A 14,214-nucleotide genomic window follows, 5' to 3' on the forward strand; every position below is an offset into this window, starting at 1 on the left:
GATGGCCGGAGAATTCGCGGAGTTCCACGACGAGCTGCGGTCGGTCGCCGGCGACGTCCTGGCCAAGGACGCCGCCGCGGACTGGCCCGTGCTCGTCGATGCCGGCTGGGTCGGCCTCGAGGTGGCCGAGCAGTTCGGCGGATCGGGCGCCACGTTCGCGGAGGTGGCCGTCGTCTGCGAGGAGATCGGCCGGGCCGCCGCGGCGAACAGCTATCTCGGCAGCGCCGTGCTGGCCGTCGGCACGCTGAACGCATTGCAGCCCAGTCCCACCCGTGACCGGTTGCTGACCGGAGTGGCCTCCGGCGAGCTCCGGCTCGCTGTGGCCCTGGACAGCCTCGAGTTCGTCCCCGACGCCGACGGGGCCGATCAGCTCCTGGTGGTCGTCAACGGTGCGGTCGCCCTCGCCGATCTGGACGTCACACCGGTGCCGGTGGTCGACGCGACGCGCCGACTGGCCACCGTCTCGTCGCGCACGCCGGACCAACCCGAGATGCTCCGCTTCGACGGTGACCCGGCCGCCGCAGTGCGGCGGCTGCAGGATCGGGCCGCGGTCGCGATCGCCTGCGACAGCCTCGGACTGGCCGAGGCCATGCTCGCCGCCACGGTGTCGTACGCGACGGTGCGTCACCAGTTCGGCCGGCCCATCGGATCCTTCCAGGCCGTCAAGCACGCCTGTGCCGACATGCTCGTCGACATCGCGGTCACGCGGCAGCTGGTCGACGAGGCGGTTCGGGCCGTGACCGCCGGCGCCCCCGACGGTGACGTGGCCGCGGCGATGGCGAAGTCGCACGCGTGCGACACCGCGGTCACGGTCGTCGGCAAGGCGATGCAACTGCACGGCGGTATCGGCTACACCTGGGAAGCCGGCATCCACGTCTATCTCAAGCGCGCCACTCTCAACCGTTCGCTGTTCGGATCCCCTGCGGCACACCGCAGCAGACTCGCGTCCCATTACCCGACGAAAAGGAAATGACCATGGGTGTCCCCGTCTACCAGCGCATCCTCGACCTGTTCGAGGCCGAGGGTGTCAACACGATCTTCGGCATCCCCGACCCGAACTTCGTGCACATGTTCGCCGAGGCCGACGCCCGCGGCTGGTCGGTCGTCGCCCCGCACCACGAGCTCAGCGCCGGCTTCATGGCCGAGGCCGCGTCGCGGATGACCGGTGGGCCCGGCCTGTGCATCGGCACCCTCGGACCCGGCATGGCCAACATCGCCGGCGCGATCCAGTGCGCCAAGGTGGAGAACTCGCCGGTGATCTTCCTCGGCGGCCAGCGGGCCCGCATCACCGAACGCCGGGTGCGTCGCGGCCGCATCCAATTCGTCCGGCAGGAACCGCTCTTCACACCGTCGGTCAAGTACAGCGCGTCCATCGAATACGCCGACCAGACCGACGAGATCATCCACGAGGCGATCCGGCAGTCCATGTCCGGCACTCCCGGCCCCAGCTACGTCGAGTATCCGTCGCATGTCATCCTCGAGGAGCTCGATCTGCCCGAGGTGTTGCCGCCCCACCGGTACCGCCTCGTCAACCAGGGCGCCGGGGAGCGGGAGATTGCGGAGGCGGTCGCGCTGATCCGGCAGGCCGAGAACCCGGTCCTGCTGGTCGGCCACGGCGTGCACACCTCCCGCACGCAGCAGCAGGTCAAGCAGCTGGCCGAGCTGATGAACTGCCCCGTCATCCAGACCTCGGGCGGAACGTCGTTCATCCCGGGGCTGCAGGACCGCACCTTCCCCTATCTCTTCTCGCCGGCCGCCAACGAGGCCGTCGAGCAGTCGGATCTGTGCGTCGCGCTGGGCACCGAACTCGGCGAGCCCATGCACTACGGCCGCACGCAGCACTGGGCCGGCAACGACGCGAACCGCAAATGGATTCTTGTCGAACAGGATCCGACCGCGATCGGGGTGAACCGGCCCATCGACGTCGCGCTGGTGGGCGATCTACGCGGGGTCGTGCCGCAACTCGTCGACGCGCTCCGCGACACCCCACGGGCACCCTCGGCCAACCTCGACGCGCTGGTCGAGTCCGACGCCGCCGAGCTGGCGCGGGTGGCCGAGGAGGCGCCGACCGGTCGCACCCCGGTGCATCCGGCGCGCTACGTCGTCGAGGCGACGAAGGCGTTCGCCGAACTCACCGACGGGATCATGGTGCGCGACGGCGGAGCGACCGTGATCTTCCAGTGGACCTACTCGCAGTCCAAGCCGCGCGACGTCATCTGGAACCAGAACTTCGGTCATCTGGGCACCGGGCTCCCTTACGCCATCGGCGCCTCGGTGGCCGAGGGCGGCAACCGCCCGGTCATGCTGCTCACCAGCGACTCGGCATTCCTGTTCCACATCGCCGAACTGGAGACCGCCGCGCGCCAGAATCTGCCGCTGGTGTGCGTGGTGGGCGTCGACCACCAGTGGGGACTCGAGGTGGGCGTGTACAAGCGCACCTTCGAACAGCCCTCGCCGCAGCCGGGTGTGCACTGGAGCAAGGACGTCCGGATGGACAAGATCGCGGAGGGCTTCGGCTGCCACGGCGAGTACGTCGAAAAGGAGGACGAGATCGGCCCGGCGATCGCCCGCGCCTACGCCAGCGGGAAAGTCGGTGTGGTGCACGTGTGCATCGACCCGACGGCCAACTCCGAGGAGATGCCGAAATACGACCGATTCCGCACCTGGTACGCCGAAGGCACCCAGTAGCGCCGACAACGGTCGGCCGAGAGAGAGGCGCAGCACCATGCGTGAATATCTGAAGTTCTACATCGACGGCCGCTGGGTCGACCCCGTGCGGCCGAACACCCTCGACGTCGACAACCCCATCACCGAGGACGTGTCCGGCCGCATCTCCCTCGGGTCCGCCGTCGACGTCGACGTCGCCGTGCAGGCCGCGCGCCGGGCATTCGGGACCTGGTCGCAGAGCTCCCGTGCGGAGCGTCTGGACCTGCTGCAGGCCATCCTCGCCGAATACCAGAAACGGGTGGAAGATCTCGCCGACGCGGTGAGCGAGGAGATCGGCGCACCCGCGTCGCTGGCGGCCGGCGCTCAGGTCAACCTCGGACTCGGACACCTGATGACCGCGATCGACGCCCTGAAGAACTACGAGTTCGAGACGCAGCACGGATCGACGCTGGTGGTCAAGGAGCCGATCGGGGTGTGCGGGTTGATCACCCCGTGGAACTGGCCGATCAACCAGATCGCGGTCAAGGTGTATCCGGCGCTCGCGACCGGCTGCACGATGGTGCTCAAACCGTCGGAGGTGGCGCCGTACTCAGCGCAGATCTTCACCGAGATCGTCGATGCCGCAGGCGTTCCCGCCGGCGTGTACAACATGGTCCATGGGGACGGCCCGGGGGTGGGGGTGGCGTTGTCCAGTCATCCCGAGGTCGACATGGTGTCGTTCACCGGGTCCACGCGGGCCGGGATCGAGGTCGCCCGTAACGCCGCACCGACCGTCAAGCGAGTCACCCAGGAGCTCGGCGGGAAGAGCCCGAACATCGTGCTCGACGACGACGCATTCGCCGAGAGTGTGGCCGCCGGCACAAAGGTCATGATGGTCAACAGCGGGCAGAGCTGCAACGCCCCGTCACGGATGCTGGTGCCGCGGGCCCGCATGGACGAGGCCCTCGAGATCGCCCGTCGCACAGTGGAACCGGTGAAGGTGGGTGACCCGTCGGATCCGTCGGCGATCGGGCCGGTCGCCTCGCGGGCGCAGTTCGAGAAGATTCAGGGGCTGCTGCAGGCCGGAGTCGACGAAGGCGCGACAGTCGTCATCGGTGGCCCCGGGCGTGCCGACGGTCTCGACGCCGGCTACTACGTCAAGCCGACGGTGTTCGGCAACGTCACCAACGATATGACGATCGCGCGCGAGGAGATCTTCGGTCCGGTGCTGTGCATCCTCGGCTACGACGATCTGGACCAGGCCGTCGAGATCGCCAACGACACCGACTACGGACTCGCGGGCTATGTCTCGGCCGCCGACCTGGACACGGCCCGTGCAATCGCGCGCCGCATCCGCGCCGGTTCGGTGGCCATCAATCACGCGTTCGACATGAACGCGCCGTTCGGCGGTTACAAGCGCAGCGGTAACGGCCGGGAGTGGGGACACTTCGCCTTCGACGAGTATCTGGAGACCAAGGCCGCGCTCGGCTACGCGCCCTGACGCCGGTAACCGATCCGACCGGCGCGGGCACCCACCTGAGGTCGGTGCACGGCTGACGCAGGGGAAGATGGGGTATGCCGAATCCCATGATCTACCTCAAGGCGTGTATCAACGGAGCCCGCACCCCGGACGCGCACCCCGGGCTGCCGGTCACCCCCGATCAGCTGGCGGCGGCCGCGGTCGCCGCGCACGAGGCCGGGGCCAAGGCGGTACACCTGCACCCCAAGACCGCAGACGGCGTCGATTCCCTGCTGGCCGACGACGTCGCCGCGGCGGTGACCGCGGTGCGGCATGCCGCGCCCGGGTTGCCGCTGGGGGTCACCACCGGGTTCTGGGCCCTGCCCGACGCGGCCGAGCGGAGGCGGGCCGTCGAGGCATGGGAGGTGTTGCCCGACTTCGCATCGCTGAACTGGCATGAGCCCGGATCGCCGGAGCTGGCCGAGGTGCTGCTCGGAAAGGGGCTCGGCGTCGAGGTCGGCATCTTCCACGCCGAGGCCGCCACCTCATGGGCCGCCGGCAATCTCGCGCAACACTGCATGCGGGTGATGATCGAACTGCAGCCCGACGCCGACACCGATCTCGCCGACCGCCTGCTCGACCAGGTGCAGGCAGCGGGGTCGCCGGCGCCGGTACTGCTACACGGACTCGACGAGAGCTGCTGGCCGCTGCTGCAGCACGCCGGACTGCGTGGCGTGCAGACCCGCATCGGACTCGAGGACACACTGCTGCTGCCCGACGGATCGGTGGCGCCGGACAATGCGGCGCTCGTGTCGGCTGCCGTCGAGCTGCTCAGTCGCTAGCGGCGCCGAGTTCGAAATCGGCGAAGTCGAAGCCGGGCACGACCACGCAGCTCACCAGGCTGGGCTGGTCGTCACGCGGTCGGGCGCGCTGCCAGTGTCCGGGCGGTACGAGCAGCTGCGGATGCTCACCGGCGTCGATGTCACTGCCGAGCAGATGCGTTGCGGCCGAATCGTGTTGGGGCCCCATCTCGAGTTCCAGCGGGCTACCCCGATGGAACAGCCACAGCTCGGCGCTGCGCACGGTGTGCCATGCGGACTGTTGTCCCGGCATGAGCAGGAACAGGATCGCCGTCCCCGCGCTGCGCGGACCGGTGTAGTCCGGCGGCAACACCGACTGGGTGACGGTGAGCTCGCTGCGCCACGTCTCCCGGTACCAGCCGCCTTCCGGATGTGGCGACAGGTCGAGCTTCCGGGCCCAGCTGGGGAGTTCACTCACGCGGCACCGCCTTGGGTCGAGGACGCCCCCAGCGTAGTGCCGTGGGTGCGGGCCCGGCGCGCGATAGGCTCCGGTCATGCTGCGACCCGGGTGGCTGATCGCCGTGTGTGCGGCCGCGATCGCGGTCAGCGCCTGGCTGCCGTGGCTGACCACCAGCGCGCAGGGCGGCGGCCGCGCGAACGCGATCGGCGGGTCGGTGGGCAGTATCGTGCTGGCGCCGCGGTTCGGCGCCGGACAGCTGATCGTGCTGTTGGCCTCCGCATTGCTCATCTCCGGGGCGATGGCGGCGCGCGGCGTTTCGGTGCGCACTGCTTCAGCTGCCGCGCTTGCACTTTCCGCGCTGATCACCGGGCTGACCGGGTGGTACTACAGAGTCAATGTGCTGGCGCCGGTGACCGCCGGTTACGGGCTGTACGTCGCCGGGGCGCTCGCGGTCCTCGCGCTGGCGCTCTCGGGGTGGGCGCTGGTGGAGGCGCTTTCGCGACGATCCGGTCCCGCGATGCCACGCCCGCGCGATACGACAGGGCCGCGGGCGGATTCGTGATCCGACCGCGGCCCCGGCGTCCGGCTCAGCCGGCGTCGACGGTGGGCGTGATGGACTTCTGGCTGCCGCCGTGGGCGACGTCGATGCGGCGGGGCTTGGCGCGCTCGGCCATCGGGATGGTCACGGTCAGCACACCGTTCTCGTAGGTCGCCGAGATGGCCGACGGGTCGATACCCTCGCCGAGCGCCAATTGGCGCCGGTAGGTGCCGAAGAACCGCTCGTTGGCCAGCCATTGGACGGAGTCCTCGGAACGGGCGGTGCGATGGGCCGAGATGGTGAGGGTGCCGTTGTCGACGTTCACGTCCACCGAGCCGGGGTCGATGCCCGGCAGATCAGCGGTGAGGACGTAGTGGTCGTCGATCTTGCAGAGGTCCATCGGCATGAACCGGGGCGTCCGGGTTGATCCGCCCTGATTGGTCAGCAGACCGCGGGTCCAGGCGTCGAGGTCACTGAAGGGATCAAAACGAAGCACAGCAATACACCTCCTCGTCGTTCCGGAGCCCGCCACCCTGGCGGGCGACCAATCACTGTGCGACCACAGATTAGCACTCGACACCTGAGAGTGCCAGAATTTTGGAGGCCGATTTTCTGCGCTCGACGAGTTGGGTTCGGCCCCGTCGGCTCTCGGTCTGAACCGACGAGACCTGACAAGTGCAGCGGTCGACCGCCGCACTCGCCTGTTCGGGAGCATTGCCCGGCAGCGCGAACGCAAACAGACGTGTGTGTATCGGCGTCGATGAGGAAGACTGCCAGTCATGACGCAGTCGCAGTCGCACGACCTGGCCGTGCGGATGGCCGAGTTGGCACGTGTCGTGGCCATGCCTCGCAGCCTCGAGGAGATCCTGGAGAGTGTCACCTCGACCGCCAAGGAACTCATCCCCGGGGTCGACACCGCCGGTGTTCTGCTGATCGGCCGGGGCGGCAGCTACGAGTCGCTGGGAGCGGTGACCGATCTCCCGCACCGTCTCGACGGACTGCAGATGAAGTTCGACGAGGGGCCCTGTGTGCAAGCCGCCCTCGACGACGTCATCGTGCGCACCGATGACTTCCGCACCGAGACCCGTTGGCCGCAGTACGCGCCGGCGTGCGTGGAGATCGGGGTGCTGGGTTCGCTGTCGTTCAAGCTGTACACCTCCGACCGCACGGCCGGGGCGCTGAACCTGTTCAGCTTCCGCGCCAATGCGTGGGACGTCCAGGCCGAGACCGTCGGGACGGTGCTCGCCGCGCATGCCGCGGCCGCGGTGCTGGCGAACCGGCAGGGCAGTCAGCTGGAGTCGGCGCTGTCCAGCCGCGATCGGATCGGCCAGGCCAAGGGCATCATCATGGAGCGCTACAAGGTCGACGACGTGCAGGCCTTCGAGATGATGCGGCGGCTGTCCCAGGACGGCAACACGCGGCTGGTCGACATCGCCCAGCAGGTGATCGACACCCGGGGCTAGGTCAACGCGCTCATGCGCTCCCGATCGAAATTGCCCACAGATCGCGACGCCGGGCGAGATGGCGATCTGACGACAAAGCCAACGAAGAACGACGCTCTTCCCGCATCGAAACGGCATCTCACCGCCGTCTCGATGCGGAAACGCTTCGGTCTCTCGTGGACCTGCCGAGGCTGCCCGCTCCTACGATCCGGTCATGCGGGTTGCTCTTCGGCGTCTGCTCGCGGTCCCGATGGTGGCCGCGGGCCTCCTCGGGGGTGCCGCGATCACGGCGCCGACGGCCGGCGCGCTGGGCTGGGGGGCGATCGCCGTCTCCCCGAACACCGGCAAGGTGGGCTACGCGCAGGGCTACAACTCCGCACTCGACGCCGAGCGGGCGGCCATCGGCCTGTGCAGCGCCCGGGACTGCCGCGCCGTCGTGAACTTCACCAAGGGATGCGGCGCGGTCGCGCAGGCCCCGAACGCGGCCTGGGCATCAGGCGTGGACCGCGACAACGCCGGTGCCCAACGGATGTCGCTGGTCTCATGCAGCAAATACGGTCCGGGCTGCCGGGTGGTCGGTGTGGCCTGTAGCTGAACGGCCGGCGGCGCCGGACGATTCTCGATCGCCCGGCGCCGCGCGGCTGTCTCGGTGAGGGTTATCCGTTGTGGTGGTGACGGTGATCCGATTCGTGGCCACCGTCGACTTCGCGGATGCACAGGCTGATGCATTCCCTCATGACGATGGTCCCGCCATCGCCGTCCGACACCTGGTAGCGCCAGGACGTCTCGATGGTGCGGGCACCCTCGGCGCGGACCGCATCGCGCGCGGTCACATCGCAGTACAACGTGCGCAGCGTGCTGTCGCAGGTCTCCAGCAGCAGCTCCTGCTCGAGCAGATCCAGCGGGTCGCGGATGAGTTTGACGCCGAAGCGCTCCGTCTTGCCGTGCGCAGCCAGGCGTTCGGCCACGCCGGCCAACACCGCTTCGTCCTCGGCGCCCACGGGCGTGACGGGACCGAAGTCGTCCGCCTCGGCGAACTCCATCCCGATCACACCGACACCGGAGGTCACCGAGCCGTCGAAGCGGAAGGCCGTCGGATGCAATGCCGTTGACCCGTAGTCGGCTCGGGCCACGAGGGAGGTCTCGGTTCGACGAGGCGCGGTGAAGAAGCGTTCGACGAAGACTTCTCCCGGGCGCGGGTCGAAGTGCTTGTGCAGCAGCCACAACGCGAAACGCTGCGCCGCTCCGGCTTCGACGAGATACCGGCCGATCTCATCGATGCACTGTCTGTCGTCGTCGGACAGGAACCCGACGTCGGTCTTGTCCATGTCACGCAGCGCCGAGTAATCCTCGACGCCGTGATCGCGCACATTCAGCATGGTCGCTCGCTCCAATTTCGATGAGAGTTCGAGGGGGAAGTCGCAGTTGGGGACGCTAGCATGATCGGCCGGGCTCGGCTCGGCAATCAACTGAACGGGGGTCCCCTCCGCCCGGCCCGACCATGCCTCAGCGGTACTGGATCCGGTGCAGTTCGGCGTAAATCCCGTCGAGCGCCAGCAATTCGTCGTGGGTGCCCTGTTCTGCCACCACCCCGTCCTTGATGACGACGATCCGGTCCGCATCGCGGATGGTGCTCAGTCGGTGGGCGATGACGATGACCGTCCGCCCCTTCATCAGACGCTCCATGCCGTCGATCACGAGTTCCTCGGATTCGGCATCGAGCGCCGCGGTCGGCTCGTCGAGGATCAGGATGGGACTGTTGCGGATGAAGGCGCGCGCGATCCCCATTCGCTGGCGCTGGCCACCGGACAGCGTCATACCTCGGTCCCCGACGAGGCTGTCGTAGCCCTTGCGCATGCGGACGATGAATTCGTGGGCGTTGGCGAGTTTGGCCGCAGCGATGACCTCTTCGTCGGTCGCGTCCGGACGGCCGATCGCGATGTTCTCCCGCACCGTCCCTCGGAACAGCACCGTGTCCTGGAAGACGTAGGCGATCTGCTGACGTAGGGGATGGAGTTGGTAGTCGCAGATGTCGGTTCCGTCGATCCGGATGTATCCCGCGTCGGTGTCGCGGAAGCGCGGAATGAGGCTGACGAACGTCGACTTGCCGCTTCCGGTCGGTCCCACGATGCCGACCATCTCGCCGGGTTCGATCTTGAGGTTGATGTCCTTCAACACCGGTTCATCGGGGTTGTAGCCGAAGGCGACGTGTTCGAATTCGATTTCGCCCCGCAGTGTCGCCGGTGGCTTGGCGTTGGGTCGCTCCGGGACGACGTAGTCCGCTTCCAGGATGGCCCTGACCCGTTCGATGCCGACCGACACCTGAGCGATCGAATTGGTCGTCACGGCGATGTCACGCACCGGCCCGAAGAATTTGGACAGATACGCCAGGAACACCGTGAGGGTGCCGACCGTCATCACACCGCTGAGGATCAGTATCGAACCTCGCCACAGCACCAGGGCGGTGGACAAGGCCACCACCAACCCGACCATGGGGGCCAGCAGCGATGACACGCCCCGCGCCTTGAGCCAGGCCTTCACCGTCTCATGGGACGCCTGCATCAGGTTGCGTTCCTCGATGTCCTGGCGGTCGAAGGCCTGGACGACCTCGATGTCCTCCAGCCCCTCCTCCAGGATCGAGATCAGGTCGGATTGCCGTTCCCGGACCTCGCGGGTCGAACTCTTGATGAGGTTGTTCACGCGAAACACGAAGTAGGCCAGGAAGGGTACGGCGGTCAGGGCGATCAGCGCGAAATCCCAACGCAGCACGAACATCACGATGATCATGCCGACGATGGTGAAGATGTCGGTCACCAGAGTCGTCGCGGAGGAGGACGCGAATGTCTGGATCGTGGAGACATCGGACATGATGGTGTTGAGGATGACGCCGAGTCGGGTGTGGTCGTAGTACCCGAGGGAGAACTGCTGCAGGCGATGAAAGATCTGCGCCCGCAGGTCGTTTGCGACCCACTGGCCCAGGCTCTCGGTGTAGTAGTTCGCGGCGTAGGAGGCGATCCCGGTCGCGGCGGCGATGACGACGGTCACGATGCCGGCCGCGATGGCGATGCGGATCTTCGGGTCGCCTCCGACCATCGGTAGGAGCCAGTCGATCCAGAGAGGGGCCGGCCGGTCTCCGGCGACGCTGTCGATGATGACCTTGAGCGGCCAGGGCGCCGCCAGGCCCATCAGGATCTGCACGAGCGTCGCCAGCAGGATGGCCACGATCCTGCCGGGGTAGGGCTTGAGCAGCGTGAGCACCAAGCGCGTCATGGCAGCGGCCTCCTGTCACCGGGCGCGCTCCTGCGCGCAGCGGTCGCGTGGTGCCCCCGGCAGGATTCGAACCTGCGACACCGGCTTTAGGAGAGCCGTGCTCTATCCCCTGAGCTACGGGGGCGACGCGTGGAGCTTACCGCCCGGAGCGCTCACCGCAGCTGCGCGATGACCTTCGCGAACGCCTCCGCGTGCGGTGCCTGCACGATGATGTAGGAGATGCCGTACTCGTCGCGGTAGGACCGCAGCCGGTCGGCCATGTCCTGGGTGGAGCCCGACAGCACACCGGGATGGCGCAGTAGCTGCTCGTCGGTCAGGTGGGGCAGGGACCGGCGCACGATCCGCAGATCCGGCCGTTCACTGCCGTCGAGCGGTAGTGCCGTGATCGCGACATTGAGCTCCAGCTGTTCGAAGCGCTCGCCGGCGGCGGCGCGCACGAACGCGATCCGCTCGGCCAGCGGATCGTCGTCCCCCTCGGGCGCCCGATCGCCTCCGGTCAACCCGATGATGTCGCCGTAGCGGGCGGCGACGCTCAGCAGCCGGTCGCCGTTGCCGGCGATCAACAGCGGTACGTCGGGCACATTCGCGCGCAGGTACTCGGTCACATGCTGCAGATAGGCGACGCGCCGGCCGGCGGTCGGGAACGGCAGCTCGGCCGCCTCGAATTCGGCCCGCACGTACCCGGCACCCAGCCCCAGCTCGAGGCGGCCACCGGACAGGTCGCGCAGCGCCGCGGCATCGCGGGCCAACAGTGCCGGCTTGTAGAACCCGGCGTTGAGCACGAACGTGCCCAGCCGCAGCGATGTCGTCGCCGCCGCGACCGCCGTCAAGACCGGGAAGGGTGCCGGGGCGCCCAGATGATCGGGCACGTGCAGCACGTCGAAACCGAGCGCCTCGGCGCGCCGAGCCGCCTCCTGCACCGTCGGCAGCGACGTCGCGGAGTGCAGGCCGAACCCGAAGCGGAAGTCACCGGTCACCCACTGATCCTAAGCACCTTCTCAGGAAAACCGGGTTTCATGCCGCGGCGGTACGGGCACTAACTTCCCGCACGCTTCGCCCTGTGAAGCCAACAGAAGCCACCCCCAAGATCCGGCCCGTCGTGAGTACGCCCGACGGGCCGGATCAATGTTTGGAGAAGGATCATGGCCAGTCATCCCACGATCGGTGTCGAGGAGGAGTTCCTGCTCGTCGACCCGAGCACCGGTGAACCCGTCGCACTCAACCGCGCTGTCGCCGACCGCGCCGCGGTCGAGGGGGTCGACCTGCAGCTCGAGCTGACCAGTTGTCAGGTCGAGACCGCCACCGGGGTCTCCGGCAGCCTCGCCGAGGTCCGCGACCAGCTGATCCGACTGCGCACCGTCGCCGCGCGGTCGGCCGAGGCCAGCGGCGCACGGCTGCTCGCGGTCGGCGTGCCGCCGACCGTGCCACCCGAATTTCCCATCACCGACAACCCGCGGTACCACCGCATCGCCGAACGATTCGGCATGGTGGCCAGTGAGCAGGGTGTCTGCGGCGCCCACGTCCATGTGGCGGTGCCGACCCGTGAGGCCGCGGTCCGGGTCAGCAACCGTCTGCGGCCCTGGCTGCCCCTGCTGCTGGCCGTCAGTGCCAACTCGGCGGTCTACCGCAACGCCGACAGCCGGTATGCCAGTTGGCGCCACATGCTGTGGGCGCGGTGGCCCAGCGCCGGGCCGCCGCCGCATTTCGAATCCGCCGATGACTACGACGCGACGGTGGCGATGATGCAGCGAACGGGCGCGATGCTCGATGACGGCATGGTCTATTGGGACGTCCGGCCCTCGGCCAACTTTCCGACCATCGAGGTGCGGGTGGCCGACGTCCCCGCCACGATCGCCGACACCGTTGTGTTCGCCGCCCTGGTCCGCGGCACGGTCATGACCGCGCTGGAGGAAGAACGCGGCCGGGCGGGGCTGCCGCACCTGTCGCCGCACGCGCTGCGCGCGGCGTACTGGCGGTCGGCCCGTGACGGTCTGGACGGCATGGCGGTGGATCTGGTCGACTCGCACGATCCGGTCCCCGCGAGGGAGCTGCTCGATCACCTTGTCGAGCGCATCTCGCCCGCGCTGGCGGCCGTCGGCGATCGCGAGCTGGTCCGCGAGGAACTCGCCAGACTCGACGACCAGGGCAACGGCGCGATGCGTCAGCGTGCGTCCTGGCAGCGGCGCCACGACGTCGGGGACGTCATCGCCGACGCCGCCGCGGCGACGCTGGCCGGAACGACACCGGGGAACTAGGCGAGCGAGAGCTGCGCGATGACCGGTGACGTGGGCCGCTGCGAACCGCCCGGGGGCTCCACCGTGAACGCCAGCACCTGCGATGAGTCGATGTCGTTGAGCACCGCCGTGGTCGACGGTGCCACCGCCTTGTCGTCCATCGTTCCCGCGGAGTGTGCGCCGTCGTCGTCGACCAGCCACATCTGGTAGACCGTGCCGGGCTGCGGCGGCGGGACGTCGTTCATCACCAGCACCCCGGCGTCGCGCTCCTTGGAGAACACCACCGTCGCGGTACCACCGGCGATCGGGGTGGAGACGGTCTGGACGTCGGGCGCGGCGAACACCTGTTCGGCGGTGGTCGGCGGCGAGTCGGGCCGCAGCGACAACCCCACCCCCAACGCGGCGCCACCCACGGCGAGGACCGCGGCCGCGGCCAGGGCCACCCGCTGCCACCGGGACGGTCCGCGCCGCTCGGCGGGGGGCTGCGGGTGCCGCTCGGCGCGGGGCTGCAGCTGCCGTACGGGGTCGGCGCTGACCGCAGCCAGCAGGTTGTCCCGCAGTCGGGTGGGCGGTTCCACCGCCGTGGCGGCGGACAGGACGGCCATCGTCTCCCGCACGCTGCGCACCTCGCCGGTGAAGGCGGCGGCCAGATCGGGTGGTGCGGAGGCCAGCAGCCGGTCGATCGCGGCGTCGTCGGCGCGGGACACGGCGTCCAGCGCGAACGGCGTCGCGAGGCCGAGCAGATCGGCGTGCGTCGGTTCGGTCATGAGATTCCCAGGCAGGTACGTAGGCCGCGAATACCGTCGCGCATCCGCGACTTGATGGTCGCCAAATTCGCCGCCAGGCGCTCGGAGACTTGCACGTAGGTCAGACCCTCGTAATAGGCGAGCTGGATCGCCTCGCGCTGCACATCGGTCAGCGAACCGAGGCAGTCGGTGACCCGCCGGCGTTCGTCGAGCAGCAGCACAGAATCCGAGACGTGGTCGGCCGGCGGGTCGACAGAGGCGGCGCCGTAGCGCGATTCGCGGGCCGATGCCGCCTCTTCGCTGCGCACCCGGTCGACGGCGCGCCGGTGAGCCAGCGTCATCAGCCAGGCCAGCGGAGTGCCGGACTGCGGGTCGAAACCGGAGGCCGAACGCCATACCTGCAGGTAGACCTCCTGGGTGGTCTCCTCGCTGTATCCCGGGTCGCGGAGCACTCGAGAGACCAACCCGTACACCCGCGCGCGGGTGGCGTCGTAGAACGCGGTGAAGGCATCGATGTCGCGTTGGGCCACCCGACGCAACAGATCGTCGAGGTCGGTGGTCACGAGCGGTAGCCTAACCGCAGCCAGTGAGGCCGTCACAAATATCGCCGTCCCGGCGG

Annotated in this window: 15 protein-coding genes and 1 tRNA gene; 8 read left to right on the top strand and 8 right to left on the bottom strand. The window is 68.6% G+C overall.

Features of this window, described 5'->3' with window-relative positions; genetic code table 11:
- The first annotated feature begins 1 nt into the window (after position 1).
- The 4 genes from ACN27E_RS22650 to ACN27E_RS22665 all read left to right on the top strand — a co-directional run bounded on the left by ACN27E_RS22650 (position 2) and on the right by ACN27E_RS22665 (position 4,947).
- Entirely contained in the window at positions 2-973 is a 972-nt protein-coding gene (locus ACN27E_RS22650) for an acyl-CoA dehydrogenase family protein (RefSeq protein ID WP_422750068.1), read from the top strand.
- A 2-nt stretch (positions 974-975) separates the two neighbouring features.
- Positions 976-2,688 carry a thiamine pyrophosphate-binding protein gene (locus tag ACN27E_RS22655; RefSeq protein WP_422744888.1) on the top strand — a complete coding sequence of 571 codons (1,713 nt, stop codon included), beginning with the start codon at positions 976-978 and terminating at the stop codon, positions 2,686-2,688.
- Positions 2,689-2,725: 37 nt separating this feature from the next.
- A complete protein-coding gene (locus ACN27E_RS22660; protein ID WP_422744890.1) occupies positions 2,726-4,147 on the top strand; it encodes an aldehyde dehydrogenase family protein in 1,422 nt (473 codons plus the stop codon).
- Positions 4,148-4,221: 74 nt separating this feature from the next.
- The gene (locus ACN27E_RS22665; protein ID WP_422744892.1) at positions 4,222-4,947 is read left to right on the top strand and encodes a 3-keto-5-aminohexanoate cleavage protein; all 726 of its coding nucleotides are present in this window, start codon (positions 4,222-4,224) and stop codon (positions 4,945-4,947) included.
- Here the strand turns inward: ACN27E_RS22665 and ACN27E_RS22670 are convergent.
- Entirely contained in the window at positions 4,937-5,383 is a 447-nt protein-coding gene (locus tag ACN27E_RS22670; protein ID WP_422744894.1) for a cupin domain-containing protein, read from the bottom strand. The two genes, ACN27E_RS22665 and ACN27E_RS22670, sit on opposite strands and share 11 nt — an antisense overlap.
- 76 nt (positions 5,384-5,459) lie before the next feature.
- Here ACN27E_RS22670 and ACN27E_RS22675 point away from each other — a divergent pair, with 76 nt between their 5' ends.
- Positions 5,460-5,927 (top strand): hypothetical protein, encoded by a 468-nt coding sequence (locus ACN27E_RS22675; protein WP_422744895.1) that lies wholly within the window; start codon positions 5,460-5,462, stop codon positions 5,925-5,927.
- Between the two features lie 25 nt (positions 5,928-5,952).
- Here the strand turns inward: ACN27E_RS22675 and ACN27E_RS22680 are convergent, their stop codons facing one another.
- Entirely contained in the window at positions 5,953-6,399 is a 447-nt protein-coding gene (locus ACN27E_RS22680; RefSeq protein WP_422744896.1) for an Hsp20/alpha crystallin family protein, read from the bottom strand.
- A gap of 283 nt (positions 6,400-6,682) precedes the next feature.
- On the opposite strand from ACN27E_RS22680, the gene ACN27E_RS22685 reads away from it, so the two are divergent.
- Together ACN27E_RS22685 and ACN27E_RS22690 are read left to right on the top strand one after the other, a co-directional pair.
- Entirely contained in the window at positions 6,683-7,366 is a 684-nt protein-coding gene (locus tag ACN27E_RS22685) for a GAF and ANTAR domain-containing protein (RefSeq protein ID WP_422744897.1), read from the top strand.
- Positions 7,367-7,559: 193 nt separating this feature from the next.
- Entirely contained in the window at positions 7,560-7,940 is a 381-nt protein-coding gene (locus ACN27E_RS22690; protein ID WP_422744898.1) for a DUF4189 domain-containing protein, read from the top strand.
- A gap of 61 nt (positions 7,941-8,001) precedes the next feature.
- Here the strand turns inward: ACN27E_RS22690 and ACN27E_RS22695 are convergent, their stop codons facing one another.
- From ACN27E_RS22695 to ACN27E_RS22710, 4 genes are all read right to left on the bottom strand, one after another.
- Complete coding sequence (locus tag ACN27E_RS22695; RefSeq protein WP_422744899.1) at positions 8,002-8,724, bottom strand: hypothetical protein; 723 nt, start codon at positions 8,722-8,724, stop codon at positions 8,002-8,004.
- Between the two features lie 127 nt (positions 8,725-8,851).
- Complete coding sequence (locus ACN27E_RS22700) at positions 8,852-10,615, bottom strand: ABC transporter ATP-binding protein (protein ID WP_422744901.1); 1,764 nt, start codon at positions 10,613-10,615, stop codon at positions 8,852-8,854.
- 48 nt (positions 10,616-10,663) lie between these two features.
- A tRNA-Arg gene (locus ACN27E_RS22705) sits at positions 10,664-10,739 on the bottom strand.
- 28 nt (positions 10,740-10,767) lie between these two features.
- Positions 10,768-11,592, bottom strand: a complete 825-nt coding sequence (locus tag ACN27E_RS22710; RefSeq protein ID WP_422744902.1) for an LLM class F420-dependent oxidoreductase — start codon at positions 11,590-11,592, stop codon at positions 10,768-10,770.
- 165 nt (positions 11,593-11,757) lie between these two features.
- Here ACN27E_RS22710 and ACN27E_RS22715 point away from each other — a divergent pair, with 165 nt between their 5' ends.
- Positions 11,758-12,870 carry a glutamate--cysteine ligase 2 gene (locus ACN27E_RS22715; protein ID WP_422744904.1) on the top strand — a complete coding sequence of 371 codons (1,113 nt, stop codon included), beginning with the start codon at positions 11,758-11,760 and terminating at the stop codon, positions 12,868-12,870.
- Here the strand turns inward: ACN27E_RS22715 and ACN27E_RS22720 are convergent.
- On the bottom strand, positions 12,867-13,616 hold the full coding sequence (locus ACN27E_RS22720; protein ID WP_422744906.1) for an anti-sigma factor: 750 nt from the start codon (positions 13,614-13,616) through the stop codon (positions 12,867-12,869). The two genes, ACN27E_RS22715 and ACN27E_RS22720, sit on opposite strands and share 4 nt — an antisense overlap.
- Complete coding sequence (locus ACN27E_RS22725; protein ID WP_422744908.1) at positions 13,613-14,194, bottom strand: sigma-70 family RNA polymerase sigma factor; 582 nt, start codon at positions 14,192-14,194, stop codon at positions 13,613-13,615. Before ACN27E_RS22725 ends, ACN27E_RS22720 begins: the two co-directional genes overlap by 4 nt.
- Positions 14,195-14,214 lie beyond the last annotated feature (20 nt).

The sequence above is a fragment of the Mycobacterium sp. WMMD1722 genome (assembly GCF_049315205.1).
Lineage (GTDB): Bacteria > Actinomycetota > Actinomycetes > Mycobacteriales > Mycobacteriaceae > Mycobacterium.

What these genes read in the sequence shown, in the direction of transcription:
- ACN27E_RS22665 (WP_422744892.1), top strand. Translation starts at nt 4,222, where the DNA reads ATGCCGAATCCCATGATCTACCTCAAGGCGTGTATCAACGGAGCCCGC.
- ACN27E_RS22660 (WP_422744890.1), top strand. Translation starts at nt 2,726, where the DNA reads ATGCGTGAATATCTGAAGTTCTACATCGACGGCCGCTGGGTCGACCCC.
- ACN27E_RS22690 (WP_422744898.1), top strand. Translation starts at nt 7,560, where the DNA reads ATGCGGGTTGCTCTTCGGCGTCTGCTCGCGGTCCCGATGGTGGCCGCG.
- ACN27E_RS22650 (WP_422750068.1), top strand. Translation starts at nt 2, where the DNA reads ATGGCCGGAGAATTCGCGGAGTTCCACGACGAGCTGCGGTCGGTCGCC.
- ACN27E_RS22720 (WP_422744906.1), bottom strand. Translation starts at nt 13,616, where the DNA reads ATGACCGAACCGACGCACGCCGATCTGCTCGGCCTCGCGACGCCGTTC.
- ACN27E_RS22700 (WP_422744901.1), bottom strand. Translation starts at nt 10,615, where the DNA reads ATGACGCGCTTGGTGCTCACGCTGCTCAAGCCCTACCCCGGCAGGATC.
- ACN27E_RS22655 (WP_422744888.1), top strand. Translation starts at nt 976, where the DNA reads ATGGGTGTCCCCGTCTACCAGCGCATCCTCGACCTGTTCGAGGCCGAG.
- ACN27E_RS22715 (WP_422744904.1), top strand. Translation starts at nt 11,758, where the DNA reads ATGGCCAGTCATCCCACGATCGGTGTCGAGGAGGAGTTCCTGCTCGTC.
- ACN27E_RS22685 (WP_422744897.1), top strand. Translation starts at nt 6,683, where the DNA reads ATGACGCAGTCGCAGTCGCACGACCTGGCCGTGCGGATGGCCGAGTTG.
- ACN27E_RS22675 (WP_422744895.1), top strand. Translation starts at nt 5,460, where the DNA reads ATGCTGCGACCCGGGTGGCTGATCGCCGTGTGTGCGGCCGCGATCGCG.
- ACN27E_RS22695 (WP_422744899.1), bottom strand. Translation starts at nt 8,724, where the DNA reads ATGCTGAATGTGCGCGATCACGGCGTCGAGGATTACTCGGCGCTGCGT.